This is a genomic window from Cytobacillus sp. BC1816 (assembly GCF_051353635.1).
Classification (GTDB): domain Bacteria; phylum Bacillota; class Bacilli; order Bacillales; family Cytobacillaceae; genus Cytobacillus; species Cytobacillus oceanisediminis_C.
In genome coordinates this window covers 1,193,501-1,218,900 of the sequence record NZ_CP195611.1, presented here as the reverse complement: position 1 = coordinate 1,218,900, position 25,400 = coordinate 1,193,501, and the positions used below count along the sequence as shown (strand labels likewise).

26 protein-coding genes, 1 pseudogene and 1 riboswitch are annotated in these 25,400 nt (G+C 40.3%); of the genes and pseudogenes, 13 read left to right on the top strand and 14 right to left on the bottom strand.

Translation table 11 applies throughout. The annotated features are described in order from the left end of the window. The first annotated feature begins 4 nt into the window (after positions 1-4). Entirely contained in the window at positions 5-445 is a 441-nt protein-coding gene (locus tag ACR42H_RS06500) for a disulfide oxidoreductase (RefSeq protein WP_436375168.1), read from the top strand. Beyond that, positions 445-915, top strand: coding sequence for a thioredoxin family protein (locus ACR42H_RS06495; protein ID WP_113883519.1), 471 nt, complete (start codon positions 445-447; stop codon positions 913-915). Before ACR42H_RS06500 ends, ACR42H_RS06495 begins: the two co-directional genes overlap by 1 nt. Positions 916-948: 33 nt before the next feature. Here the strand turns inward: ACR42H_RS06495 and ACR42H_RS06490 are convergent, their stop codons facing one another. Then, positions 949-1,347 carry a YhcU family protein gene (locus ACR42H_RS06490; RefSeq protein WP_009331516.1) on the bottom strand — a complete coding sequence of 133 codons (399 nt, stop codon included), beginning with the start codon at positions 1,345-1,347 and terminating at the stop codon, positions 949-951. A 343-nt stretch (positions 1,348-1,690) separates the two neighbouring features. Here ACR42H_RS06490 and ACR42H_RS06485 point away from each other — a divergent pair, with 343 nt between their 5' ends. After that, complete coding sequence (locus ACR42H_RS06485) at positions 1,691-2,611, top strand: RluA family pseudouridine synthase (protein ID WP_436375165.1); 921 nt, start codon at positions 1,691-1,693, stop codon at positions 2,609-2,611. A gap of 114 nt (positions 2,612-2,725) precedes the next feature. Here the strand turns inward: ACR42H_RS06485 and ACR42H_RS06480 are convergent, their stop codons facing one another. The 3 genes and pseudogenes from ACR42H_RS06480 to helD all read right to left on the bottom strand — a co-directional run bounded on the left by ACR42H_RS06480 (position 2,726) and on the right by helD (position 6,601). Continuing rightward, complete coding sequence (locus ACR42H_RS06480; RefSeq protein ID WP_113883521.1) at positions 2,726-2,986, bottom strand: GlsB/YeaQ/YmgE family stress response membrane protein; 261 nt, start codon at positions 2,984-2,986, stop codon at positions 2,726-2,728. 220 nt (positions 2,987-3,206) lie between these two features. Beyond that, a pseudogene (locus tag ACR42H_RS06475) lies at positions 3,207-3,985 on the bottom strand (aldo/keto reductase). A gap of 348 nt (positions 3,986-4,333) precedes the next feature. Further along, a complete protein-coding gene (gene helD / locus ACR42H_RS06470) occupies positions 4,334-6,601 on the bottom strand; it encodes an RNA polymerase recycling motor HelD (protein WP_436375163.1) in 2,268 nt (755 codons plus the stop codon). A 393-nt stretch (positions 6,602-6,994) separates the two neighbouring features. Between helD and ACR42H_RS06465 the strand changes: the two genes are divergently transcribed. The 4 genes from ACR42H_RS06465 (at position 6,995) to ACR42H_RS06450 (ending at position 9,853) form a co-directional block, all read left to right on the top strand. After that, a complete protein-coding gene (locus ACR42H_RS06465; protein WP_436375161.1) occupies positions 6,995-7,258 on the top strand; it encodes a CD3324 family protein in 264 nt (87 codons plus the stop codon). A gap of 140 nt (positions 7,259-7,398) precedes the next feature. After that, positions 7,399-8,037: a FusB/FusC family EF-G-binding protein gene (locus ACR42H_RS06460; RefSeq protein WP_436375159.1), complete on the top strand. Its 639-nt coding sequence runs from the start codon at positions 7,399-7,401 to the stop codon at positions 8,035-8,037. 187 nt (positions 8,038-8,224) lie between these two features. Further along, positions 8,225-8,842, top strand: a complete 618-nt coding sequence (locus ACR42H_RS06455; RefSeq protein WP_009331529.1) for a DUF47 domain-containing protein — start codon at positions 8,225-8,227, stop codon at positions 8,840-8,842. A 12-nt stretch (positions 8,843-8,854) separates the two neighbouring features. After that, positions 8,855-9,853 carry an anion permease gene (locus ACR42H_RS06450; RefSeq protein WP_436375157.1) on the top strand — a complete coding sequence of 333 codons (999 nt, stop codon included), beginning with the start codon at positions 8,855-8,857 and terminating at the stop codon, positions 9,851-9,853. Positions 9,854-9,890: 37 nt separating this feature from the next. Here ACR42H_RS06450 and ACR42H_RS06445 read toward each other — a convergent pair whose 3' ends face one another. Together ACR42H_RS06445 and ACR42H_RS06440 are read right to left on the bottom strand one after the other, a co-directional pair. Next, the gene (locus ACR42H_RS06445; RefSeq protein WP_436375155.1) at positions 9,891-10,550 is read right to left on the bottom strand and encodes an HAD family hydrolase; all 660 of its coding nucleotides are present in this window, start codon (positions 10,548-10,550) and stop codon (positions 9,891-9,893) included. 83 nt (positions 10,551-10,633) lie between these two features. Further along, entirely contained in the window at positions 10,634-12,304 is a 1,671-nt protein-coding gene (locus ACR42H_RS06440) for a M20/M25/M40 family metallo-hydrolase (RefSeq protein ID WP_436375153.1), read from the bottom strand. A gap of 277 nt (positions 12,305-12,581) precedes the next feature. Between ACR42H_RS06440 and ACR42H_RS06435 the strand changes: the two genes are divergently transcribed. Both ACR42H_RS06435 and ACR42H_RS06430 read left to right on the top strand, forming a co-directional pair. Beyond that, a complete protein-coding gene (locus ACR42H_RS06435) occupies positions 12,582-13,883 on the top strand; it encodes an NCS2 family permease (protein ID WP_113883529.1) in 1,302 nt (433 codons plus the stop codon). 142 nt (positions 13,884-14,025) lie between these two features. Further along, on the top strand, positions 14,026-14,607 hold the full coding sequence (locus ACR42H_RS06430) for a YitT family protein (protein ID WP_113883530.1): 582 nt from the start codon (positions 14,026-14,028) through the stop codon (positions 14,605-14,607). A 34-nt stretch (positions 14,608-14,641) separates the two neighbouring features. Here the strand turns inward: ACR42H_RS06430 and ACR42H_RS06425 are convergent, their stop codons facing one another. Both ACR42H_RS06425 and proC read right to left on the bottom strand, forming a co-directional pair. Next, the gene (locus ACR42H_RS06425) at positions 14,642-16,030 is read right to left on the bottom strand and encodes an L-cystine transporter (RefSeq protein WP_436375151.1); all 1,389 of its coding nucleotides are present in this window, start codon (positions 16,028-16,030) and stop codon (positions 14,642-14,644) included. A 218-nt stretch (positions 16,031-16,248) separates the two neighbouring features. Continuing rightward, positions 16,249-17,064 carry a pyrroline-5-carboxylate reductase gene (proC, locus tag ACR42H_RS06420; RefSeq protein WP_113883532.1) on the bottom strand — a complete coding sequence of 272 codons (816 nt, stop codon included), beginning with the start codon at positions 17,062-17,064 and terminating at the stop codon, positions 16,249-16,251. 131 nt (positions 17,065-17,195) lie between these two features. Here proC and ACR42H_RS06415 point away from each other — a divergent pair, with 131 nt between their 5' ends. Beyond that, a complete protein-coding gene (locus tag ACR42H_RS06415; protein WP_113883533.1) occupies positions 17,196-17,801 on the top strand; it encodes a DNA-3-methyladenine glycosylase in 606 nt (201 codons plus the stop codon). Positions 17,802-17,869: 68 nt separating this feature from the next. Here the strand turns inward: ACR42H_RS06415 and ACR42H_RS06410 are convergent, their stop codons facing one another. Further along, a complete protein-coding gene (locus ACR42H_RS06410) occupies positions 17,870-19,015 on the bottom strand; it encodes a cation:proton antiporter (RefSeq protein ID WP_436375149.1) in 1,146 nt (381 codons plus the stop codon). 292 nt (positions 19,016-19,307) lie between these two features. Here ACR42H_RS06410 and ACR42H_RS06405 point away from each other — a divergent pair, with 292 nt between their 5' ends. Further along, positions 19,308-19,541: a hypothetical protein gene (locus ACR42H_RS06405; RefSeq protein WP_113883535.1), complete on the top strand. Its 234-nt coding sequence runs from the start codon at positions 19,308-19,310 to the stop codon at positions 19,539-19,541. 330 nt (positions 19,542-19,871) lie between these two features. On the opposite strand, the gene ACR42H_RS06400 is transcribed toward ACR42H_RS06405, so the two are convergent. Further along, entirely contained in the window at positions 19,872-21,089 is a 1,218-nt protein-coding gene (locus ACR42H_RS06400; protein ID WP_113883536.1) for a homoserine dehydrogenase, read from the bottom strand. A gap of 112 nt (positions 21,090-21,201) precedes the next feature. Further along, a riboswitch (SAM riboswitch) is annotated at positions 21,202-21,303 on the bottom strand. Positions 21,304-21,380: 77 nt separating this feature from the next. Beyond that, the gene (locus ACR42H_RS06395; protein ID WP_113883537.1) at positions 21,381-22,019 is read right to left on the bottom strand and encodes an NUDIX hydrolase; all 639 of its coding nucleotides are present in this window, start codon (positions 22,017-22,019) and stop codon (positions 21,381-21,383) included. A gap of 214 nt (positions 22,020-22,233) precedes the next feature. On the opposite strand from ACR42H_RS06395, the gene ACR42H_RS06390 reads away from it, so the two are divergent. Continuing rightward, the gene (locus ACR42H_RS06390) at positions 22,234-22,848 is read left to right on the top strand and encodes a general stress protein (RefSeq protein ID WP_436375146.1); all 615 of its coding nucleotides are present in this window, start codon (positions 22,234-22,236) and stop codon (positions 22,846-22,848) included. Positions 22,849-22,906: 58 nt separating this feature from the next. Here the strand turns inward: ACR42H_RS06390 and yhbH are convergent, their stop codons facing one another. Then, on the bottom strand, positions 22,907-24,079 hold the full coding sequence (gene yhbH, locus ACR42H_RS06385; protein ID WP_113883539.1) for a sporulation protein YhbH: 1,173 nt from the start codon (positions 24,077-24,079) through the stop codon (positions 22,907-22,909). Between the two features lie 304 nt (positions 24,080-24,383). After that, a complete protein-coding gene (locus ACR42H_RS06380) occupies positions 24,384-24,569 on the bottom strand; it encodes a hypothetical protein (protein ID WP_113883540.1) in 186 nt (61 codons plus the stop codon). A 117-nt stretch (positions 24,570-24,686) separates the two neighbouring features. Here ACR42H_RS06380 and ACR42H_RS06375 point away from each other — a divergent pair, with 117 nt between their 5' ends. Further along, positions 24,687-24,827: a hypothetical protein gene (locus tag ACR42H_RS06375; RefSeq protein ID WP_166672516.1), complete on the top strand. Its 141-nt coding sequence runs from the start codon at positions 24,687-24,689 to the stop codon at positions 24,825-24,827. A gap of 94 nt (positions 24,828-24,921) precedes the next feature. Here ACR42H_RS06375 and ACR42H_RS06370 read toward each other — a convergent pair whose 3' ends face one another. Next, positions 24,922-25,158: a hypothetical protein gene (locus ACR42H_RS06370; RefSeq protein WP_436375144.1), complete on the bottom strand. Its 237-nt coding sequence runs from the start codon at positions 25,156-25,158 to the stop codon at positions 24,922-24,924. Between the last annotated feature and the right edge of the window lie 242 nt (positions 25,159-25,400).

Below are 25,400 nucleotides of genomic sequence, written 5' to 3'. Positions count from 1 at the left end.
TATTATGGAGAAAACACAAACAGACCGTCGGGAGAATTTGCTGTTTATTGCCTGGGCAGCATCGGTTCTAGCCATGTTCGGCAGCCTTTATTTTTCGGAAATCAGGCAATACGAGCCTTGCGAGCTTTGCTGGTATCAAAGGATTGTCATGTATCCATTTGCTGTCATATTAGGATTGGCTGTTATTAAGAAAGATTATCGCATCAGCCTTTATACAATGGTGTTATCTGCAGTTGGAGCAGGGATTTCCATATACCACTATTCCATTCAGAAAATTTCATTTATGGCAGACCATGCAGCAGCATGCGGAAGAGTTCCATGTACAGGCCAATATATTAATTGGCTTGGGTTCATCACGATTCCGTTTTTAGCATTAACAGCTTTTACAATTATTTTTATTTGCAGTTATCTTGTCTGGAAGAAAACCAAGGAGGTAGCAGGATAATGAAGAAGGTCATTATTTTTCTTGCCATTATCGTTGCGTTATTCGCAGCTGTTGGAATCTTAACTAAAATGCAAAATGAAGAAAAAGTTTCTGGGAATAACCCATATGAAAAGGATTCACTTCATCCTGAAACAGTCAAACAGCTTGATGACCCAAATTATCAAAATCTGATTCTTCCTGAAGAATTGGACAAAAGGTTAAATGAAAATGAAGATGTAACTGTGTATTTTTATAGTCCGACATGCCCTCATTGCCAGAGGACAACTCCTATTGTGTCTCCGCTTACAGAAGAAATGGGCATTGACCTGGTTCAATTCAACCTGCTTGAATTTGAAGACGGCTGGGACAATTATGGAATTAAGGAGACTCCAACAATTGTTCAATTCAAAGACGGCAAAGAGGTTAACAGAATTACTGGTTACCAGGAAAAAGAAGTCTTTAAACAATGGTTTAATGAGAATTCGAAATAACAAAAAAACGCCTGCGGCTGCAGGCGTTTTTTATTATACGAGCATTTCATTTGCGGCTTTAGCGTAGACACTGAACAAATTATTCCGCGGCATCCTTTCTCCGCAAAAATGACTGTAGGCAAATGGGAATGACAAACCGAATTCTTGAAGTATTTGAACATTTTTGGCGAAAATCATCTCATATTTGTCATTCATCTGACGGGATTCCAGAATAGCCATTAGCGTCTGCAGTCCTGCTATAACCTGATAAGCCTCCTTTAATGTTCCGAAGTATTCAAAGTGCCGTGTAGAAGTATGTAAAATCTTCTGCTGTTCAAATTCTCTTATGTCATCATCTGTGAAATAAAGAGGAAACACATTTGAATAGAATTTTCTAATTAACTCTTGAATTTTTTGTTCCTGATCAGGAGTTGATGCAAATACAACTTTCACTGATAACCCACCTTTGTAATCCTTGTAATCAGTTCGTAATATATACATAAGAATATCATATTCAGAAAGCCCTTTAGGGTGGTAATTATACCCATGGAGAAGGGATTTGTTGACATTTATTCCTCCCGAGGAAATAGATGCCACAGGCATAATGCTTTATAATTAGTTCTAAAGTTCTATATTAACTCCATTTTCAGTAAAATAAAAGTTGATTTTAAATATTACAATAATAATATGTAGACATCTATTCCTTTTATCCGCTGATTATAAAGGCTAATATATTATTGTAATTAATTTATATGTAGAAAAGTCACGATTATTCAATCAGGATAAGGAGCAATTTATGGTAAAAATACAAAGGTTTGGCGAATGGTGTGAAATAGAGGTGCCTGTTCACTGGGAAGGATATTCCATCGATTACATAGTCCGGACATTATGGGGAGCACCAAAAAAACAGACACACAATATGAGGATGAACAGGCAGGTTTTAACCAATGATGAACCAGCCAATTGGACAAACCCGCTGCAGGCAGGGGATAAATTAAAATTCCATTTCTTCCGGGAGGAAGATTTGGGCCTTATACCCACTTATTATGACATCGAAGTACTCTTTGAAGATGATCATTTACTTGTTTTGAATAAGCCTGCAGGCATGGACACACACCCTAATTCTCCAGAACATAATAATACCTTAGCAAACGCTGCAGCCTTTATTATGCAGATGCAGGGCGAATACAGAAGCATAAAACATATACATCGCCTGGACCGAGATACGACCGGTGCCATTTTGTTTGCCAAGCATGCATTGGCAGGAGCGATCCTGGATAAAAAACTGGAAAGAAGAACAATTAAACGTACATATTTAGCATTGGTTCATGGAAGGATTGCAAAGATCAAAGGAACCATCAGCGAGCCAATTGGGCGGGACAGGCATCATCCATCCAGAAGAAGAGTATCTCCCGGCGGCCAGCATGCTGTCACGAACTATGAACTAATTGAATACTTTCCTAAGCAGAAGCTTTCACTAATTAAATGCCGTCTGGATACAGGCAGAACACATCAGATCCGTGTTCACCTCAGCCATATCGGACATCCGCTTGCAGGGGATATTTTATATGGCGGGAAACCTGATTTTCCACGGCAGGCTCTGCACGCCGTAAAACTTGAGATTCCACACCCGTTCTTGGAGGAAACCATAGTCTGTCATGCGCCTTTCTTAGATGATCCTGAGATATTTAAAGGAATTAATCCGTATTGCTTTTAATAACGATTCAGAGCTGCCCTTTAGAGTGGCAGCTTTTATATCCCTAAAATAAAGAGCAGAGGCTTTCAGCGCAAAAAAAGAAGCCCCATATGGGACTTCTTTGAAATGATTCTATTAGTCATGAGATTTACGCATAGCCTTCATGATGAAGCCTACGATGAATACAAGCACGATAGCACCAATTAAAGCAGGAATAATAGCAAAGTCAGCTACTACAGGACCCCAATCACCAAGAATTAATGAACCTAACCATGCACCAATGAAACCAGCGATGATGTTACCAATAATTCCTCCTGGAATATCTCTTCCCACAACCATGCCTGCTAACCAACCAATGATACCACCTATAATTAATGCCCATAAAAAGCTTAACATTGAAAATCACTCCTCGTTTTGATTTGAATTAGTTTCTGTTCAGATTAAGAATTTCATTCAGCAGCTGCGCAGCTTTTGGTGATCTTATCTGCTTGTATAATTAAATTACCCAGGATTCTCTATCTAAAACCAAAAATTAAAAAACTATTCTTCTGGAAAAATTTTATAATCCCCAATAAAACAAAAAAACATCCCTAAGGATGCTTTTTGAATAGCTTTATTAAAAATCAAATCTGTCAGGGTCAGGCCCAAATCGCTGATCTTTATTTAATGTATTCATTTGACTCATTTCTTCTTCAGTTAATTCAAAATCAAAAATATTTGCATTTTCCCTTAATCTTTCTTCTTTAACTGATTTGGGGATTACAATAATACTGTTTTGGAGATGCCATCTTAATATAACTTGTGCTGATGATTTGCCGTGACCTTCGGCAATTTCTTTTATGGCAGGGTTCTCCAGCACTCTGCCCCTTGCAATCGGAGACCAGGCCTCCACTTTTATATTTTGCTCATCACAAAATGCCCTCAATTCTTCCTGAGATAGAAGAGGATGAAGCTCAACCTGATTTACTGCAGGCTTTTCAGCTGCGTTTTCCATAATGTCCTTTAATTGATGAATTTGAAAATTGCTCACGCCAATGGCTCTTACCTTTCCATCCCTATAAAGCTTTTCAAGCGCTCGCCAGGTTTCCAGGTCTCCTTAACTGGCCAATGAATTAGATATAAATCGATGTATTCTAAACCCAGCTTCTTTAAACTCTTATCAAAGGCATCTAATGTTTGCTCATATCCCTGATCCGTATTCCACACCTTTGTCGTTATGAAAAGCTCTTCCCTGGGAACACCGCTTTCTTTTATTGCCCTTCCAACACCCTCTTCATTTTCATAAAAGGCAGCAGTATCAATTTGCCTGTAGCCTATGTTTATTGCATTTTTCACGGTGTCTTCAACCTGCTGGCCCTCTTCTACTTTATATACTCCCAGCCCCAATTGAGGCATTTCAACTCCATTATGTAAGGTTGTTAAAGTGCTGCTGATATCCTTTATATGACGAAATCATCTCCTTCATGTTTTTTAATTCATTTTATCATTTGCATGAAAAGGATACCTACTATTTACACTCCCAAAACAAAAGCGATTGCCCTATGGATGCAATCGCCCATCTATTTAAACGGCATATGCCGGGATTATGATTTCACGGATTTTTCGCCATCCTTTCTTATGTAAGATTGATTTTCCCGGTGTAAAAATGTCCTAAACAATGGACAAAAAATATTTTTTGAAGTTCTCCGAAACAGTTGAATTTTTTTTAAAAAAAGCAGCCTGAAAAATCAGCTGCTAATAGTTTTAACTAATAATAAAATTGTTTTTTTCCATTCCATAGAAATATAATCGGTGCAGAGGCCGTGTCATGGCGACATAAAGAAGCTTAATATCCAATTCCGAGTTTCTGGAAAATTCTTCTTCAAGTGACAGAATCATAACCGCATCAAATTCTAAGCCCTTTGCCAAGTAGGAGGGGACGATGACGATTTCATCCTTTGGTATGCTTTCCTGCTCCTGCAGCAGTTTAAAAGGGAGATTGGCATACTTTTCGAAAAGGTCATGAATGAGCAGACAGTCTTTCATCGTTTTCCCAATCACCGCAAATGTTTTATAATCTTCTTTTTTCAATGAAATTACCTGTTCCTCAAGCTGCTGTACAAGCCTGTGGCCATTATCTCTCTTGATAAATTCAGGACTTTTCCCATGGCGGACAACCGGCTCTACTTCAGGGAATGAATAGGGAAGGAGCTTGAGCAATTCATTCGCCTTATTCATGATTTCCACTGTGGTACGATAGCTTTTTTGAAGCTCTGTATATGTTGCACGCGGAAAAATAAAGTCAAGAACCTCCTGCCAGCTTGTTAGTCCCCTGTAGGAATGAATTCCCTGTGCAAGATCCCCCACTAATGTGAACATATCCGTATCATTTGACTTTTTCAAAGAGAGGAGCTCCATAAAACTGTAATCCTGTGCTTCATCAATGACGATATTTTTTGCCTTCAGCTCTTTAGGGATGCCAAAAAGGCTTTCCTGCAAGTAAAGCATTAAAGCTAAGTCTTCTCTCTCATAAACTTTTTTCCTGAACAATTTCCTGCTGTATTCACATAGTAAATCCGCATCTTTTACAGGCAATTTCCCGCCTGACAATCTTGAAAGACGGATGGAATCTTCAAAAAGGTCCTTATAATAACGGATAAGGCTTTTTTTCGGAAATTGCTTCATGTATTTTGGCACAGCAGTTCTGAAGCTTTTTTTTAATTCTTCCAGCCTGGTTGCTTTTTTATCAAGCGCATCCGAAACATACGTTCTTCTTTTTTCAGGGTCTTTTCCCCTGTTAATGGCCCTTTCGATTCTCTCGTCATAATACGTTTCAATCTTCTTTATGATATTTTTCTTTTTCTTCGCAAGATCATTTTGGAGCACAGCTTTTAATTTTTCGAGCCTTCGATAAAGAGGCAGATAATTGTAATCTTCCAAAAAAAGCTGGAAGAATTTCTTATGGCTGAACAGCCTGAACTTATCTACCATAAAATCATTACTGGGGCAGAAGCTATTATAAATTTCTTTTAGGTAATTGGTAAGGATTATCTGAAAAACAGGCGATCCTTTAATGGATGATGCCCAGGCTGCCAGGTTTACTTCTTCACTGCCATGGTCTTCAAGCAAGTTCACCAATTTACTGTCATCAGCCATTTTAAGATCCTCACCAAGACATGCCAGTACATATTCCTGGAAGGTAGTCTGGCGGACTCTTTCTACCCCAAGCTCTGGAAGAGCTTCTGAAATATAATCAATGAATAGCCTGCTCGGTGCCAGTATCATAAGCTGTTCAGGGGCAAAGTTTTCTTTGTACTGATAAATGAAATAACTAATCCTGTGCAGGGCAATTGTTGTTTTGCCGCTGCCCGCTGCCCCCTGAACAATGATGGGCTTATTCAAATCAGCACGTATTATTTTATTTTGTTCTTCCTGTATGGTTGAAATAATTTCTGTGAGGCGGTTGCTTGAGCTTTTAGACAGTGATTCCTGAAGCAATTCATCTGTAGTCGTGAGGTCTATATCCCGGATCTCATCCAGAAAACCATCTTCAATCATATACTGGCGTTTCAATGACAAATGGCCTGTAAAGCTCTCTTCATAGGAATGGTATTGAACCTCACCCAGCCTGCCTTCATAGTATAAATTGGCTATCGGAGAACGCCAGTCAACGATAATCTGCTCCTGATTCTCCCTTGAATACAATGAAGTTTTGCCTATGTATAAAATCTCTTTTTCATTTAAATCTTCTCTTAAGAAATCAATTCTGGCGAAATATGGCTTTTTCCGGGCTTTTTTCAATTGTTTTAATTCATCTTTGGACATTTCAAAGAAACGGGCATTTGTCAATAAAGAAGAGTAACTTAAACTGGATTCAAGCCAATCAACGTCTTCGAAAGCTTCTTTCATGTTTTCCTGAAACTTATCTTTGCTGGATTCTGAAGTTCTTATTACGACATCAATATAACGTTTCGTAAATTCCAGCCGCTGAGTTTCCTGCTGAAAATCGGGGTGTTCAAATTCAGATGGCATATGTTTCTCCTTTCAATTGTTTTTTCAGCCGCAATGGAGAAATACATATGAGCGTACGCGTGGGCAGAAAAACATATTATCAGAAAAATCTGCAAGAATCAAGGGATGATAAATACAAATTTGATTTTGTCGAATTAGGGTATTAAATGCATTGGCAATCATGTTAATTTATAATATAGAAAAACACTCTTTAGGAGGTGATGAAGGTGGCCATTGCAGTTGCAATGCCTGATAATGCAGCGTCTCATGCAAAGCCTGATATTGGTGGCGATACTTTGCATGAGGCGGTAATAGACTAAATTATTATCGCCCATTCAGCTAAAACCATTTCTGATATCGGCTTTGCACCTTATTCATTTTTTATTATCAAAAATCAATAAGGAGCTGGCAGAAATGAGTTATGTAAAAGCGAAGGCCGTTTTACCGGAGACTTTGATAGCAGAAATTCAAAAATACGTTCAGGGTGAAGCAATTTATATCCCCAAGCCTGAAAAGGACTACCAAAAATGGGGCTCACGCTCTGGAGCGAGAAAGTCCCTGGATGAAAGGAACCATTCCATTAAAGGCGCCTTCAAAAACGGCAAAACAATCTGCCAATTGGCGGAGGAATATTTTCTTTCAGTTGAAACAGTCAAAAAAATAGTTTATAAAAAATGACTTATTCGCACTGAACCTTGTTCAGTGCTTTTTCATATGCCAAGTTCATTTCCTAATCGTTTTAGACATTTACATTTTTATGTAATTCTTTTAAAGTGAAGGTGATATATAAAGGTGCTGAAGGTATAGGAGTGGGTATAATGGAACCTTTCATCAGGAATGATCAATTTAATTTTATTAAATATCAGACGCAAGTGCTAATTAATGGCCATGCATCTGTCAATGATACAGGAGTGCTGAATGCACTGAAATCTCTTTCTGCTGAGAAGGTATTTGGCCTTTTTGAGGAACTTAGCGAGGAACAAAAACAGCTTCTTTCTCAAGTCAGTGATATAAAAGAAAGAGATCAGGCTGATGCCTTCTTGGCACAAATAAAGGAATATGTAATACCGTTTGCATCATTGACGGAGCAATCCATCAAAAAGCTGTTCCCTAAAGCAAAAAAATTAAAGATACCAGCACTTGATAATATCGATTTCAGGGAAATAAGCTACTTAGGGTGGGACGACAAAGGCTCAAACAGGAAGTATATGATCAGTCTGCTGGATGGGAAACTTACTGGCATATATGGAACATTTAAACCGCTGGGCAAAAAAGGGATCTGTGCCATCTGCAACAAATTCGAAGAAACAGGCATGTTCTTAACTGAAACCAAGGGTACTCAGTTGGGCACCTATACAAAAAAAGGGAATTACATTTGCCTGGACAGCCAGAAATGCAATGAGAATTTAAATTCACTGGAAAATCTTCATGATTTTATCGGAAGGCTTAAAGGATAGAGTATCCCCATAAAGAAGACACCGCCTAATTTGGCGGTGTCTTCTTTATGATATGAAAAGGCTCTTCGTTTATTCTCATTAAACTGGGGAATATTACTGTAATAAAAAAAACTATCATATTTTGTCGATTTCGTATAAAATAATGACGTTTGATTGAATTTTTCCTAAAATAATTGGGGGTAAAAAAATGGTTTTTAAGAAGAAGGACAAGTTTAACACATTGTTAAGCAACATTTCCGTGAATTTAAAGGATAGTGCAATTTACTTTGCCGATTATAAAATTAACAATGTCAGTGATTTAAAAACCTTTTCAAAAACAATGAAGGATTATGAAACAAAAGGCGATTCCTATGTTCATGAAGTCATTAAGGAATTAAATAACGCTTTTATTACGCCGATTGAAAGAGAAGATATCCTCCACCTCGCTATGAGCATGGATGATGTGCTCGATGGTTTTGAGGAATGTGCTGATTTATTTGAAATGTATTCCATGACACAGGCTGATGAGTTTATGCTGAAGTTCGTGGATGCAATTAAGAATTGTGCAATTGAAATTGAAAAGTGCGTGGAACTTCTTTCAACTAAGAAATTACTGCAGATCAGAGAGCATGCAATCAAAATTAAAGATTACGAATCCAAATGTGACGGAGTCCGCCGTCAGTCAATCAAGCATCTTTTTGCTACTGAAAAAGATCCAATCCGGATTATCCAGTATAAAGAAATTTATGAAACTCTGGAAGATATTGCTGACAGCTGCCAGAATGTCGCCAATACGCTCGAAACCATCATCATGAAAAATGCTTAAGGGGCGATAACAATGGATGCAGTATTTATTATTACAATCTTAATTGTCATTGGAGCTCTGGCATTTGATTTTATCAATGGATTTCATGATACGGCAAACGCAATAGCTACCTCTGTCTCCACTAAGGCTCTTAAACCAAGGCATGCCATCATATTGGCTGCCGTCATGAACTTTGTTGGTGCCATGACATTTACTGGGGTGGCCAAAACCATAACAAAGGATATAGTGGACCCATTCACTTTGCAGAATGGTTCACTTGTCATTCTGGCCGCTTTAGCTGCTGCGATATTCTGGAACCTGCTGACGTGGTATTATGGCATCCCAAGCAGCTCCTCCCATGCGATCATAGGGTCGATTGCCGGTGCTGCGATTGCGGCAGCTGGATTTTCAGCTTTAAATTACCAGGGATTTTTAAAAATTCTTCAAGCACTTATCTTTTCGCCGTTAATTGCCTTTGCAGTCGGTTTTATCGTTTACAGCATCTTCAAGATTGTCTTTAAACACAACAACCTTACAAAGACAAACCGGAACTTCAGGCTGTTTCAAATTTTCACAGCCGCTCTGCAATCATATACACATGGAACAAATGACGCCCAAAAAGCTATGGGTATTATTACAATGGCACTTATTGCAAACAACTATGTCACTTCAACTGATATTCCATTTTGGGTACAGTTTTCCTGTGCATTAGCTATGGGTCTTGGGACTTCCATCGGAGGCTGGAAAATAATCAAAACGGTTGGTGGAAAAATCATGAAAATCCGGCCGATAAATGGAGTGGCAGCAGACTTAACAGGTGCAATGATCATTTTTGGCGCAACATTTATCCATTTGCCAGTCAGTACTACTCATGTTATCTCCTCTTCTATCCTGGGTGTAGGGTCTGCCCACAGGCTTAAAGGAGTAAAATGGGGAACAGCGCAGAGAATGCTTATTACATGGGTAATCACCTTGCCGATTTCGGCAACTTTAGCTGGCATTGTTTATTTAATCTTGAATGCCATTTTCTAATAAAAATAAAAGGAGCAGGCTGAGCCCGCTCCTTTTTTTAACCCTTGCCTTTCCCCATTACCAGTTCATCAATAGGTATTTCAGAAAAAGCCTTATACCGCAAAACCTTTTCATGGAAGGAAAGAAAATGCGTAACATCATTTGGAACAGCCGCACAGTTCATTCCTGCCTGAACAGCGGCAAGTGATCCATTTACGGAATCTTCAATGGCCAGACTTTCCTCCGGCTCGACGCCTATTTCTTCAAGTGCTTTTATGTAAAGAGCCGGGTCAGGCTTTACTTTTTCAACATCTTCTTTTGTTTTGATGGTTTGAAAATGACCCTCAATTCCAAAATGGTCTAAATAATGCTTAACCCAAACCCTGCCGGAGCTGGATGCGACTCCAAGCTTAAGGCCTTTTTCAGTGCACTTTTCTATTAGGTCCTGAATCCCTTCCCTCAGAATTAAAATATCCCTTTGGCTCTGGAATGCTTTTTCTGTTTTCTCCTGTATAGATTCACGATTCATTTGAATACCTAATTTACTATCAATATAATCAAATAGAATATCATCTTTGGTGCCAATGCCCTTGGCAAAATCCTCAAGGTGAAGCTCAAATTCATAATCTTCAAACAAGACTTGTTTAAAGACCTCATACCATAAAGATTCTGTGTCTACAATGGTTCCATCAAAATCAAAAATTACAGCCTTTATCATTCTGCCACCGCCTCCTGATTTCTTTCCTTACATTAGACGCTATCGGCTATATTAAAGTTACTTTTTGAAGCAAGCCGGGAAACTTAGCTTCCCGGCTTTTGAAGTATTCTTCTTGTAAGCTTTCGGATAATCTCAGGTAAAACTTCAAAAGTATATGGTTTATAGACCCGCTCGGTCCACTTATGGCCAGCCTTCCCATAAACTCCAAGGTTAATGACAGGAATATTTAAATCCCTCATTGCCTTTAATGGAATTGGAAAAAGGCTTTTTATAGCAGGAAAGTTCTTTTTAAGGGATTGTATATCCTCATCCGAGCCATCGAAGGATAAAAAGCTTCCATCAGATAAGTATGGGAAATATTTACGGACCTTAAATATCTCACCTGTTTTCTTAGTCTCTTCAGCAAGCACTTCCTCCAGACGACTTTTTAAAAAGATTCCTCTTTCTGTACTTATATCAACCGTGTTGGCGGGAAGAAAAGGTGTTCCATAAAATAAGATTACTCTAGGTTTTTTCTCAGGGTCTGATTGATGGAGAGCTTCTACAATATCAAAAGCAATCATTCTGGCATCAGTTTCTTTTAGTGAGCTTTGCTTCTTTGCTTCTTCCATAACACTCCCTGTATCTATGCCCTTTTCTTCAAGATATGCCTGAAAGTCCTCTAAAGCCATCACTTCTGTTCCCCAGTCCAGCTGTCTTTCCGGCAGCTTATTGACAGTCCGAAAATCTTTGTAAGCACCTTCCAGCCTGTGTTCCACAGCAATGGACGCATCTTCAGCAATCATCCTCAGTTCTTTCGAAAGCTGCTTCAGTGGCTTTTCATAGAAAAAGTAATTGAAGTAAACCCGGGAGCCAACTGCCGTCTGAACGTCATAGCGTTGTTTATCATCCCTCATATATAAACAGCTTGGAGGAAGCACCAGCTCTCCCTCAAGCTTCTCAGTCAGCTGAAAATTCTGGCTTATCCGTGCAGTCAGCTCCGCAGCAATTAATGTAGGATCAATTCCCGCCAGACTTTCACCCGCATGGGCTTCCCTTCCAAAAATAGAGAAACACGGCAGGATCTTCCCTGCTGTACCGGTGTATACATACTTCGTGGTGTCCCTATCATACAATGGCGAGATAAAATCATTATTTATAGCAGCCATATATTCCAGGTTCATTTTTTCTTTCAGTAATTGCAATTCGGAAAGTGCAGCTCTGCTTCCTTTATGCTCACCCTCCTCATCAGCATTGAACATGACAAGCAAATTTCCTTCCAGTTCATCGCGATTTTCAGAGAAATACAGCAGATTGGCAAGGTGAACAGCAATTCCGCTCTGCATATCCAATGCCCCTCTGCCAAAAAGCCACTTATTAGATCGGGCATCTTCCTGTACTTCTGAATCCGAGTCATACTGTACAAAAAAATCATGCAGTTCGTCCGGGTCATGTGCCAGGCTCTGAATTGGTCCAAAATCTTCTATGCCGACCGTGTCCAAGTGAGCCAGATAAATTATGGTCTTTTGGGCCCTGGTACGTCCCTTGAGGAAGGCAAAAACATTCTTGCGTCCCAATTTATCACCAGGTATTTCCTGGGACCAAACTAAATTTTCATTGTCTTTAAAAGATGGGTAAGAACGGATAATCTCCTCTAAAAAGTCAGCCTTTTGCCTTTCTCCATCTGAATGGTTATAACTCTTCAACTGCACAAGGGCCTTCGTTAAATATTCGGCCTGCTGACTCAAGTTCATTGTTTTTAGATTCTCAAACATAAGCCAACCCCATTTCGTTTTCATTTGACATTAGTTTATAGGCATACTCCATTGATTATCAACACATTTTGATTTAATGGCCGTTTCACGGAAAGCTAGTTTCGTAATCAATGCTTTTTTCTATATATAAGGATGAAACCGCCAATATATAGAATAATACCATTAAGGTCTTGAAATCTATATCAAAAACGAATATTATATTATTTGTGCTTTTTAAACGTTCGTATTTAATTACACATAACACCTAAAAGAAGTTTTAGTTTATGGGGGACTTTATATGTTCAAATTAAAAGAAAATCAAACAAACGTAAAGACCGAGGTTCTGGCAGGCATCACCACTTTCTTAACTATGGTTTATATTGTGGTCGTTAACCCTGTCATATTATCTGATGCAGGTGTACCTTTTGAGCAAGTCTTTTCCGCAACCATTATCGCAACCGTTGCAGGTACTCTTTGGATGGCGCTTTTCGCCAATTATCCGATTGCCATCGCGCCAGGAATGGGCCTGAACGCCTATTTTGCCTACTCCGTTGTCGGCACACATGGAAATATTGATTACATGACTGCATTCTCAGCAGTATTTATTGCAGGTATTATCTTCATTATATTGTCGCTTACCCCTTTCCGGGAAAAACTGATCATTGCGATACCAGATAATTTAAAGCACGGCATTACTGCCGGAATCGGCTTATTTATTGCATTTATCGGCTTGCGGTTAACCGGGCTGATTACAAGCCACCCGACAAATCTTGTTGCACTCGGGGATTTGCATTCTCCACAATCCATTCTTGCTCTGGTCGGCCTTGCTGTGACTTTAATTCTCATGACACTCGGGATTAATGGGGCTTTATTTTTCGGAATGATTCTCACAGCCCTGATTGCCTTCTTTACCGGTCAGCTCTCTTTTGACCAAGGATTTGTTTCACTGCCTTCGCTTCCGGATGGAATCATCATTTTAAATCCATTCGAAGCAATTGGAGATGTTATCCAGCATAGTTTATACGCAGTAGTTTTCTCCTTCCTGCTTGTAACGATTTTTGATACGACTGGAACGATGATCGGGGTTGCCCAGCAGGCTGGATTAATGAAAGGCAAAACGATGCCTAGAGCTCGCGAGGCGCTTTTGTCAGATTCCATCGCTACTTCAATCGGTGCCATGTTTGGTACAAGCCCGACTTCAGCTTATATTGAATCTTCCACAGGTGTGTCAGCCGGCGGAAGAACAGGATTAACAACCTTGACCGTTGCAGGTTTATTCCTGCTTTCAGCTTTCTTCGGACCGCTTGTCAGTGCGGTTTCAGGTCTTGCTGCCATTACTGCACCAGCCCTGATCATCGTTGGAAGCCTGATGATGGGCAGCATTTCACATATTAAGTGGAATGAACTTGATGAAGCATTCCCTGCATTCCTGATTATCTTAAGCATGCCGCTGACATCCAGCATTGCTACAGGAATTGCGCTTGGATTTATCGCTTATCCGCTTATGAAAGTGGTAAAAGGCAAATGGAGAGAAGTTCATCCGCTGGTTTATTTATTTGCAGTGTTATTCTTTTATCAGCTAGCTTTCCTGCCTCACTAAAAAGAAAAGCTGAGGCTCGCCTTATAACAAAAGCTTGTCCAAATCGGACAAGCTTTTTTGTTTTTGTTTTTTAACGCTTCTATTTAATACCTGACCATTCATATTCTATAAGTATAGAATGGACAAGTTAGGGGGATAGCTTATGTATGAAAAGCTGTTTGCAACTTTAATAGGAAGTTTATTATTAGGCATAGGCATTAACTGCTTCCTTGTCCCCCACCATTTGCTTGATGGGGGCATTATTGGCATTGGGCTGATCCTCCATTATTATTACGAGCTTCCCACTGGATTGAGTATGATTATCTTAAGCATTCCATTATATGTACTTGCCTGGTTTTATGAGAAAAAATATTTTTTCTATAGCCTGCACGGCCTCCTGATATCATCCTTCATTATTGATTTGCTTTCTGCTATGCGAGGTCATTTTGAGCTTTCCATATTGCCAAGCTCGATTTTAGGGGGCTGCCTGGTCGGTTTTGGGATAGGCCTTATGCTCCGTTATGAAACCAGCACAGGGGGGACAGACCTGCTTGCACAGCTGATGACAAAGCTCCTCCCTATCAATATCGGCGCTTTGATATTTGTAATTGATGGAGTGGTCATTTTGAGCGGTTTAAAAATTGTCGGTATTGAAAAATTCCTGTACTCGTTTATCACAATTATATTTGTTGGCGCCATGACATCGTTAACAATTATAAGAAAAGAGCAGAATATCGTTAAATGAAAAAAGCGACAGGTGGCGGCACCTGTCGCTTTTCTTATGCTTCTGCTTCTATTTTTTCATTCAAGTCGCTATAAAGATTTCCATCAATTTCACCGGTGATACGGCTCGTTAAGATGCCGGAGGTCATGGATCCGCTGACGTTAACAGCTGTGCGTCCCATGTCAATCAGCGGTTCAATAGAGATCAGCAAGCCGGCCAGTGCAACTGGCAGGTCAAGGGCAGATAATACAAGGATCGCTGCGAACGTCGCACCGCCGCCGACCCCTGCCACACCAAAGGAGCTGATCGCTACAATGAGAATGACGGTAAAAATAAAACCTGGTGACAGCGGGTTAATGCCCACAGTCGGAGCAATCATTACCGCCAGCATTGCCGGATAGATTCCAGCACATCCATTTTGGCCGATGGAAAGACCAAATGATCCTGCAAAGTTGGCAATTCCTTCAGGTACACCCAGTGACTTTTGTGTTTTAATGTTCAATGGCAATGCACCGGCACTTGTTCTAGATGTAAAGGCAAATGTTAATACAGGAAATGCTTTTTTCATATAGGTGATTGGATTTAAACCGCTCAATGTTAAAAGCAGCAGGTGGATCAGGAACATAATGGCAAGTGCTACATATGAAGCAATAACAAATTTACCTAAATTTAAAATGGAGTCGAAATCACTCATGGCAACGGTTTTTGTCATAATGGCCAAAACACCGTAAGGAGTCAAGCGTAAGATTAATGTAACAACACGCATGATGATGGCATAGAATGCATCCACAATTTTAGCGAAAAGTTCAGCCTGCTCTGGTGATTTCCTTCTCACACCCAGATAAGCAATTCCTAAAAAGGCAGCAAAGATAACAACTGAAATGGTTGATGTTGGTCTTGCCCCTGTAAAGTCAAGGAATGGGTTTGCCGGAAGCAAATCCAGCATTTGCTGAGGGAACGTTCTTCCTTCAATGCCCTGATAAGTTTCTTCCAGCTGTTCCCCGCGGGCTGTCTCTGCATCGCCTCCGCTGATTTGGACTGCCTCCAAGTCGAAGCCGACAGCTGTGGCAATTCCGACAGCGGCAGCAACTGCAGTTGTACCTACCAGCAGCCCAAGGATAAGCACACTGATTTTTCCAATATTATTTGTTAATTTAAGCTTAGTAAACGCACCTAAAATAGAAATGAAGACTAATGGCATTACAATCATTTGCAGGAATTTGACATAACCCCCGCCTACCAAATTAAACCAGTCTGCAGATTTGGCAATGATCTCAGCACCCGGTCCGTAAATCAGCTGAAGTGCGAAACCAAACAAAATCCCTAATCCAAGCGCTGTAAACACACGCTTTGAAAATGAAAAATGCTTTTTTTGCATAAAGAACAATACGCCTATAAGCAGAAGCATTATGGCAATATTTAAAACTAAAAGTCCTGTACTCATGGACTGAATCCTCCCCAATAGATGTTTTCATAATGACTTACTATAATACATGTATTCCTATGAGTCAAGTCGGAATTAAAATTTAAATTTTCTTATTATATATTCTATTTTGCCGTGAAATGTTCATTGTTTTCTCTTTTGCTGTGTGCCTAAATTTCAAGAAGCATTAGAAAACCCGCCAGGTGTATAACTGCCGGGTTTAGGTTAATAAATCCTATTTATCTATTTTTTCCGGAAAGGGCCTTTGTTTTTTCAAAACATTGTTCCATTGCACTCATCACCGCTGCACGGAATCCTTTTCTCTCCAGTTCGGCAACGGCTTCAATCGTCGCCCCTCCTGGAGTACAGACCTCATCCTTTAATTCCGCAGGATGCAGACCCGTTTCCAGCACCATCTTGGCTGCCCCCAAAACAGCCTGGGCTGCGAGCTGATAAGACTGGTCACGGGGCAAACCAGATTTTACACCGCCATCTGCCAAAGCTTCAATGAACATATAGGCATAAGCCGGAGAAGAACCGCTGATAGCGGGAATGGCGTCCATCATCTTTTCTTCCATAACAGCTGCTTTTCCAATACATGAAAATATTTTTACCACTTCTTCCAAATCATCTGGAGATACTGATTCATTTGCGGAAAGGACACTCATTCCTTCGCCTACTAATGATGGCGTATTAGGCATGGTGCGAACTGCTCTAATTTTCCGGCCAAATGACTGTTCCAGAAAGGAAAGGCTGATTCCGGCTGCAATGGTTATGATGATGGCATGGGAACGAATGCTATCTTTAATCTCATCAATAACTTCCCCATGTACATCAGGCTTAATAGCCAAAAACAGTATATCCGCTTCTGCCGCTGCTCCAATATTGGAAAGGCGTGTTTGTATATTCCACCTGCTTTTTACATCCTCAAGCGTCTTCTCCGTTCTCGCTGAAGCAATAATCTGGCTTGGATTTACCAAATTGGATTTGAGTATTCCTCCAATTATAGCCTGAGCCATTTTTCCACATCCGATAAAACCGATATTTTTATTCATAATGCCCACATCCTGTATAGTATTTCCTTTTGCTATTATACTGCAGGTATGGTTATGAAAAAATAGCAAAGGGTAAAAACATAAGACACGATGCTGCAACACTAATAAAATAATGTTTGGAGAGATTGAACTTGAAAGATATAAAACCATATGCCCCTCTGCCAGATGACTTCTTTCAGCAGCCGACACTGCTATTGGCGGAGGCACTGCTGGGCTGCTTATTGATCAAAGAAACTGAAGAGGGCATTGCCTCAGGCTATATCGTTGAGACAGAGGCATATATGGGCCCGGAAGACAGGGCAGCTCACAGCTTTGGAAACAGGAGAACAAAGCGGACCGAAATCATGTTCAATGAACCCGGATTTGTCTACACGTATGTGATGCATACCCATTGTTTAGTTAATGTTGTGAGCGGCCCAAAGGAAAAACCGGAAGCTGTATTGATCAGGGGAATTGAACCTGTAGACGGGCTTTATTTAATGAAGAAAAGACGAAAAATGGATGATCTTAAGAACCTCACTAATGGACCTGGTAAATTAACCAAAGCTCTCGATATTACAATAGATGATTATGGCCGGCATTTTACAAGCCCCCCTCTTATGATTGCTAATGGAATTCCTCCCGGGAAAGTCACACACGGAAAACGAATCGGAATTGATAATTCCGGTGAAGCACGGAATTATCCCTGGAGATTTTGGATTGCTGAAAATCCTTATGTTTCACGGAGCAGGAAGTAGGATGAAGAAATTAATAAACAGCAACCGGAAAAACTCCAAAACAAGAGGTTTTCCGGTAATTTTTATTGCTACTGACTGGAATTCCTCTGCACCCGTGAATGAATCCAGAATGATAACTGAAACAGCAGCATGCCGACCAAAGCTGTAATCAGGATATAAGCCCCTGCAAATACTTTAAGGCCCCCTGTGGCCAATCCAGCAATAATTACAGAGAATTCTCCCCTTGATGATAATGATAAACCCGCCTTAAGAGCTTCCTGTTTCGATAGGCCATACCATTGGCCTCCAAAATATCCTGCAGCAAGCTTGTGAATGATGGACCAGATAACAATAATAACCAGAAGACCCAGAGAAGGAATTTCTTCATTAAATTCAAGCGAAAGTCCGAAATTCAAGAAGAAAAATGGAAGAAACAAATTCCTGACGGGAAGTACAACTTCCTCTGTTTTTTCTTTTACCTCCGTTCCGGCAAGAATGATGCCGGCAAGAAATGCGCCAATAACCTCTGACAGCCCCAGAAATACTGCAAATCCGCCATAGGTAATCGCAACTCCGAGAACAAGAATCAAAAAGGAATCTTCATGAGCAACTTTCTTCATCCAATGCTGGGCCTTATGAAGAACTATTCTGCTCATCCAAACTGCAGTGCCGGCAAGAAGAGATACCTTCAGAAAAATAAACAGAAAATCTGAAGCGGAAAAACTATTTCCACCGCTTAGCCCAATCAGCACGGTCACAAGAATCGGGGCAGCGAGGTCTTCAAAAATCAGAAGAGAGAGCATATATTTAGAATCTTTATCTTCAAGGCGATTCTTTGATTCCAGGAGCTTAACAGTAATTGAAGAACTAGTTGCATATACGATTCCGGCAATCAATAAAGAGACAAACATATTTTGACCTGCAGCATAGGCAATTCCCGCAGTCACTCCCACTCCCAAAAAAACATCCAATAGCCCGGATTTCCAGACCTTCCTTCCGTTATTCCTTAATTCACGCACAGAGAATTTGGTGCCAAGCAGAAAGAAAAGCAGAATCAAGCCAATTTCACCTGCAGCTTCAATTAATTTCGCCTCTTTGTAGAATCCAAAAAAACCGATGCCAGCTCCTAAAATAATATAAATAACGATATCGGGAATTCTTAAGATCTTAATCCCGATTATGGCAGTTATATAAAGGGCAATAAAAATGAGCCCAATTGCAAGAGGCAAATTCATATTCCGTATTTCATCCTTTTCTGAATCTGTATTTTTACGGACTTCAATACCCTCTTTGTCTGAATTTCACTCCTGTCAGTTAGATCCAAAATCGGATAGAACAAATTGTGTACTTCCCTCCAAGGATTGTTTTTTCGATTGTGCTTAATCTCGGCAATGAATACTAAAATATTGATATAGAGAAAATTCGACAGGTCCCTGGCACCAATAAAATTTGTCGATAAAAAAACAAGCTATATTACTGGACTTTTTTTATTAAAGCGTTTATTTTACTATAAAAAGGCAATATTCTATGTATAAGTTCAATAAAACGGAATGGGATGGTGTTACGATGGCAGACAAGAAAAATGTTAAAACTCCCGGCAAAGATCTCAATATTGGTGCGAATGTTTCATTAAACGGCCTGGTAACAGCTGTTTTTGATAATATGGTCCATGTCCAGATTGGTGCTAAGATTGTAACGGTCCATGTAAAAGACCTTTATTCTGGATTAAATAAACCTTTATTAAAAAACCAGCAGGCATAAAGTGAAACTTCAATCAGTGGGGGGCTTTATACCCCACTGATTGTAAGTTGAGGCCCACAGGAAGTGCGGATTACAAAGACGTTGACACAGGAAAAGGAAAGCTGCGGCAGCGATGCATAGCTTTTTGGAGGACGTGGCGTTTTTAGTCTTTGTTCTGCTGTCTGGCCTTTATGGGCAGTTGGACTCCCGCTTACCTCTTTCGATTCCTCTGAGTCTTGAAGAGGGGGGCATACTGCCCGTTAGACTTCGATAACATCCACCATCTCTAAACATACTTCAGGAGGGGCAGCTCATAAGCTTGCCCCTCCTGTTTTTCATTATGTTTTCAGGTTATACTGTTTGTACCTGTTTATTTTCCTTTGCAGCCGGAGCATAGTCTCCAAGCACCTGATAAGCCTTCAAATCTGATGTATCTAATAATGACACAGCTTCCAATGATGCCTTAAAGATGAATACTTCTTTTGACACTTTGCTGATTATTTCACACCCCTCAGGCAATTCCGCTTTATCAGCATCACCCCAAATAATCCAAACTGGCTCGTAAATAACAGTTCCCTCCGGCCTGCCTTCCTCAAAGACTGAAGGAATATCCCCTCTGCCTACATGAATCAAATCTTCAATAATTGCGCTAGCTGTCGGAAACATGCCGGCTCCAGGACCCTGCAAGCTGATATTCCCGACTATATCCGCATCAATTGAAACTGCATTTTGCACTCCTTCTACTCTGTACAAGGGATGTTCCTCCCCCGTCAAGACCGGTTTTACAGTACAGCGGATAGTATCTTTTTCCCTCTCAATCGATGCTACATGTTTAAATTTCAGTCCCAGGGAATCAGCCATACGAATTTGTTCAATTGTAATGTCAGTAATGCCTTCTCTAACAGATTTTCCTTGCGCCGGTGCTTTCCCAAACACCAGCTCACTCAGAACAACCGCTTTGTAAAAAGCGTCATATCCTTCGATATCATTTTTGGGATCGGCTTCTGCATATCCTTTTTCCTGAGCTATTTTCAGTGCTTCTTCAAATGATAAGTTCTCTTCGCGCATACTTGTCAAAATGAAATTCGATGTGCCATTTAAAATTCCTTCTATCCGTTCAATCTTGTTGGCATTCAGCAGCTGCTTAATAGTCTGAATTATAGGGATTCCGCCTCCTACTGTTGCTTCGAATCCTAATGATACATTATTCTCTTTTGCGAGCCTAGTAAGCTCACTTCCATGGAATGCAAACATCTCCTTATTTGCTGTAATGACATGGCATCCTCTCGATATTGCCTGGCGCAGATACGTATACCCTGGTTCCCTGCCAACAATGGCATCAATTACGACATCAAGCTTAGGAAGGTCAATAATATCTTGAAAGTCATCAGTTAAAAGCACCTCATCATCAGGCACAGAATGCTTACTCACATTTTTGACAAGGATGGCAGAGACCTTCACTTCTTTCCCGAATATTGCCTGAAGCCTTCCCTGATGTTTGCTGATCGTTTCATACACTCCTTTTCCAACTGTTCCAAACCCCAATAGCCCAATCGTTATCGCTGACATTTCTCATTCCTCCTGGTTCATGTTTAAAGTACAGATACTTATAAAAACAAAAAAACCCTTCCGTCTATTACAGACAAGAAGGGGTTTGAATTTACTTTCCGTTCATTCCGCCTTCTTATCTTCGGAAAATGATTTCCTCTGAATTTGGCACCGTGCATAAATGCTGGTTGCCGAGGCTTCATAGGGTCAGTCCCTCCGCCTCTCTTGATAAGAAGTTTCTAAGTATTCAATTTATATGAATCATAAACATTTATAAGGACTGCGTCAACCTTTTTTGAAAAAATATTTTCTTCAAACGCTTTCATTTTCCTCGAAATCTTCAATAATGATTTCAAGAAAATGCTTAAGAATTCTGGCAGTCATCCCCCAAATAACCTTATCCTCAAAAAAGTAAAATACTTCTTCTACTTTCCTTGTCTGCCAATTGTAATTTTCGCCTCCGGCAATCAAGTCAAAAGGAAAATTTTCTTCGGGCTCTACTTTAAAATTCACGTGATACGTTTCCGGCTTTACTTTTTTTAGAAAGGAAAGAGGCACGGTAAAAACTTCTTCTACTTCGTCAGGGTTTGGCACGATCTGATCAGGATTATGGATAATACCTGCATAAGGGTAAATAATTTGTCCGAAGGAAATCATGTAATCCAACGGGGACACATCTGTGATGCTGTCTTCACTTATGCCAAGTTCCTCTGAGGTCTCACGGATGGCCGTATGCTCCTCATCCCTGTCTTCCGGATCTATTCTTCCGCCGGGGAAACAGACCTCCCCAGGCTGCCTTCTCATTGTAAGTGAACGCACCTCAAAAAGGACATGTGTCTCCTTATTCATCTCAACAAGCGGAAGCAAAATAGCGAATTTTGAAAATCGCTCACTCCCTAAAACGACTGGGGTCCTGTTACTTAATCTTTTAGCCAGTTTCTCAATCTCCATATCCCCACCTCCAGCAGCAATTCCAATTTATTGGCTATTACCTTTATCATACTGTATTTACTGTGTTTTATTAATTCATACGGCTTGTACCATGTAATGATCCAGGACAGTCTATTATTTTGATGACTGTCCGCCCTTCAAAATATAAAAGAAAGTTTCTCCTCCTGCAATTCAGGGAAAATAGAAAATACAATATGACATGAGGAGTGAAAACATGAAGAAAAATATATTAGTAGGCGGGTATGATACACAGGAAGAGCTGAGAGATGCTATTGAAGGGGCAGAGTCAAACGGGTATCAGAAAGACAACCTGGTGATTGTTTCAAAAGATGGTGCGAATCTTGAAAGCTTTGCAGACAATTATGGAGTGAACTTGCGAATAGTCGGATCCCAGGAGCTCGGCAATCAGCGCTTTCTTGATTCAGTGAAAGCCCTTTTTATGGGAGAAAATCCAGCCACAAGTTCAGGAATGGATCCTGATAAAAAAGATGGTACACGGTTTGATGACCATGACCTGGATAAATACGCAAGCATGGTGTTTGATGGAAAATATGTCTTAATCGCAGATTACTACGGGAACTATCCTACTTCCCAGGAAGACAATCAAACGATCAGTGCTGTAGACTCAGAAGGAAACCTCGAAAGCGCTTCAGCACGGGAAGTTGTCCATGAAGCAGATATCAAAACACTGGAAGATAAATCCAGCAACTCATGTGCTGCCGATCATCAGGAAATCAATCGTGTTCACTTTTCCCCCAAGTCTCTTGATGTGAAAACCAGTGCTGAATTAAACTGGGATGATCGGCTTACAAAGGAAAGGCTCAAATAGCAATTGGCCCCCCGTATGGGGTCTTTTTTTAGAAATAAAAAAGAGAGGTTCCCCTCTCTTAAGCATACTTCTTCTTATCTTCCTCCTCTTTGAAGAAACTCTTCATTGCATGGAATACATCTGCTTTTTGCTTAAGGATATAATAGCGAAAATCCTCATTTTTAATATTTTTATAGGCTGACATCAGGGTTGAGTGGCGGTTATACTGGTTGACCTCGCCGTATCCGAACATATTGGACACCTTCATCAGGTCTTCCACAAGCTTAACACAGCGGGCATTGTCAGAGGTCAGGTTATCACCGTCCGAGAAGTGGAAAGGGTAAATATTATATTTGCGCGGGTCGTATTTGACATCAACCAGTTCAAGCGCTTTACGGTAGGCAGATGAACAAATGGTTCCCCCGCTTTCTCCTTTTGAGAAGAAGTCCTCTTCTGAGACCACCTTTGCTTCAGTATGATGGGCAATAAATTCTATCTCAACTGTCTCATATTTGGTCCTCAGGAACCGGGTCATCCAGAAGAAAAAGCTTCTGGCCATATACTTTTCCCAAATCCCCATCGAGCCGCTCGTATCCATCATTGCAAGCACGACAGCCTTTGAATCAGGCTTTACAATTTCATTCCAGGTCTTAAACTTCAAATCTTCCTTATAAATTGGGTGGAAAGCTGCCTTTCCATTCATTGCATTGCGCTTGAATGCCGACATCATAGTCCGTTTCTTATCAATATTACCCATTAATCCAGTCTTTCTGATATCATTAAATTCAATGTCCTCTACCAGATTTTCATCCTGCTCTTTTCTTTTTAAGTTAGGCAATTCCAATTGTTTAAATAAAGCTTCTTCAATTTCCATCAGTGATACTTCTGCTTCAAAATAATCCTCGCCTGCCTGGTCGCCTGCCCCTTGCCCCTTTCCGGGCCCTTTCTGGCTGCCGGATCCATCACGTGCCACTACATCTCCAATCTGGCTATCTCCATCGCCTTGGCCGACATGTTTGTTTTTATCATAGTTATAACGGATTTTGTATTCATCCAATGAGCGAATTGGAATCTTCACCACTTCCCGCCCATTCGACATTACAATGTTTTCTTCCGTTATTAAATCAGGCAAATTGTTGCGGATTGCTTCCTGGACTTTATCCTGATGACGCTGCTGGTCATCATAGCCTTTGCGATGGAGGGACCAATCTTCTTGGGAAATCACAAACTGATGGTTATTGACATTCGTCATGTTAACCCCTCCTTTTAAATTAAATTTCACATATTACAGCTTTCCAACATACAATATCGCGAGTGTCAAAAAATGATGAAACATCCCCAATTCAGCTGTCTGCCTTCTTTTCATAGACTCATTTCCTGGCAGCAAATTTGTTATTAATGCTCCAATACAAAGAAATGTTTATTACTCTATCATATGCGAGAAGACAAAATAATTTACAAATAATTTTGACAATAAGACATTCGCAGCATCTCTTGGACAAGCCCATTTTTTCATATGGGAATCTGCCTATTTAAACAAAAATGAACCTCCGCGGTTAGCGAAGGTTCTTGTCCTTGTTTTTATGCTGAATGGGATCGGGATATTTATCATAATCCTCTTTTAATTCTTTATTTGTCCGCAAATTTTCCATCTGCTTACCCAGATTTTCCATTTCTTCAATATTCTCTGCCATTGAGCTGTTTCTCGGTGTATAATCCTTATCTAATTCTTTCTTTTTCATGAATATCACCTCTGCTGTATTTATACCCCCAATTGGACTTATCTAAACTTTTAGGCAGATTCAGCTGCATAAAAATGGCCAAGCGAAAATAGGATTATATTAAAGGGGGGGATTTTTATGAGCGAAATCCTTTGCTGCGGCTGGTGTGGCGAATTATCACTGTATGATCGGACAGTTTATCTTGAAAACAAGCCAATTTGTCCTGAATGCCAGAAAAAAAAGAAAGAAGCTGCACTAAATATAGAGAAAAATGGATGAAGGGGGCTTTCAGGGCCTCTTTTTTGGGGGTATTTTACTGGAATCTATCATTTTTGATACATTTAGACCGTTTACATTCCGGTTCTGATTTTTTTTATTGCGCCGCTTCACCAATTATTTGCGCCGATACATGTTTTGCGCTGTAACCCGTGTTATTTACCTTTTCCCATTTTTCATTGCGCTTTCGTATCATAATTGTGCCAGGATCCAGCTGATTTGCGCTGCCCAATTTGATTTTTGCGCCGCAACCCTTGTTATTTACGCCTTTCTCATCTTTTATTGCCTCTCGTATCATAATTGCACCGGGATTCAGCTGATTTGCGCTCCCCAATTATTTTTGTGCCACAACCCGTGTTAATTTCGCTTCCTCATTCTTTATTGCCTCTCGTATCAAAATTGCGCCGGAATCCAGCTAATTTGCTCTGCCCAATTGATTTTTGCGCCGCAACCCGTGTCATTAGCGCCTTCCTCATTCTTTATTACGCTCTCCTAAAATGATTGCGCCTGTACTATACTTATTCGCCCCCCACCTCATTCTGCTCTTTTATTCATCCGCAAAAATAAGCCTGGCAG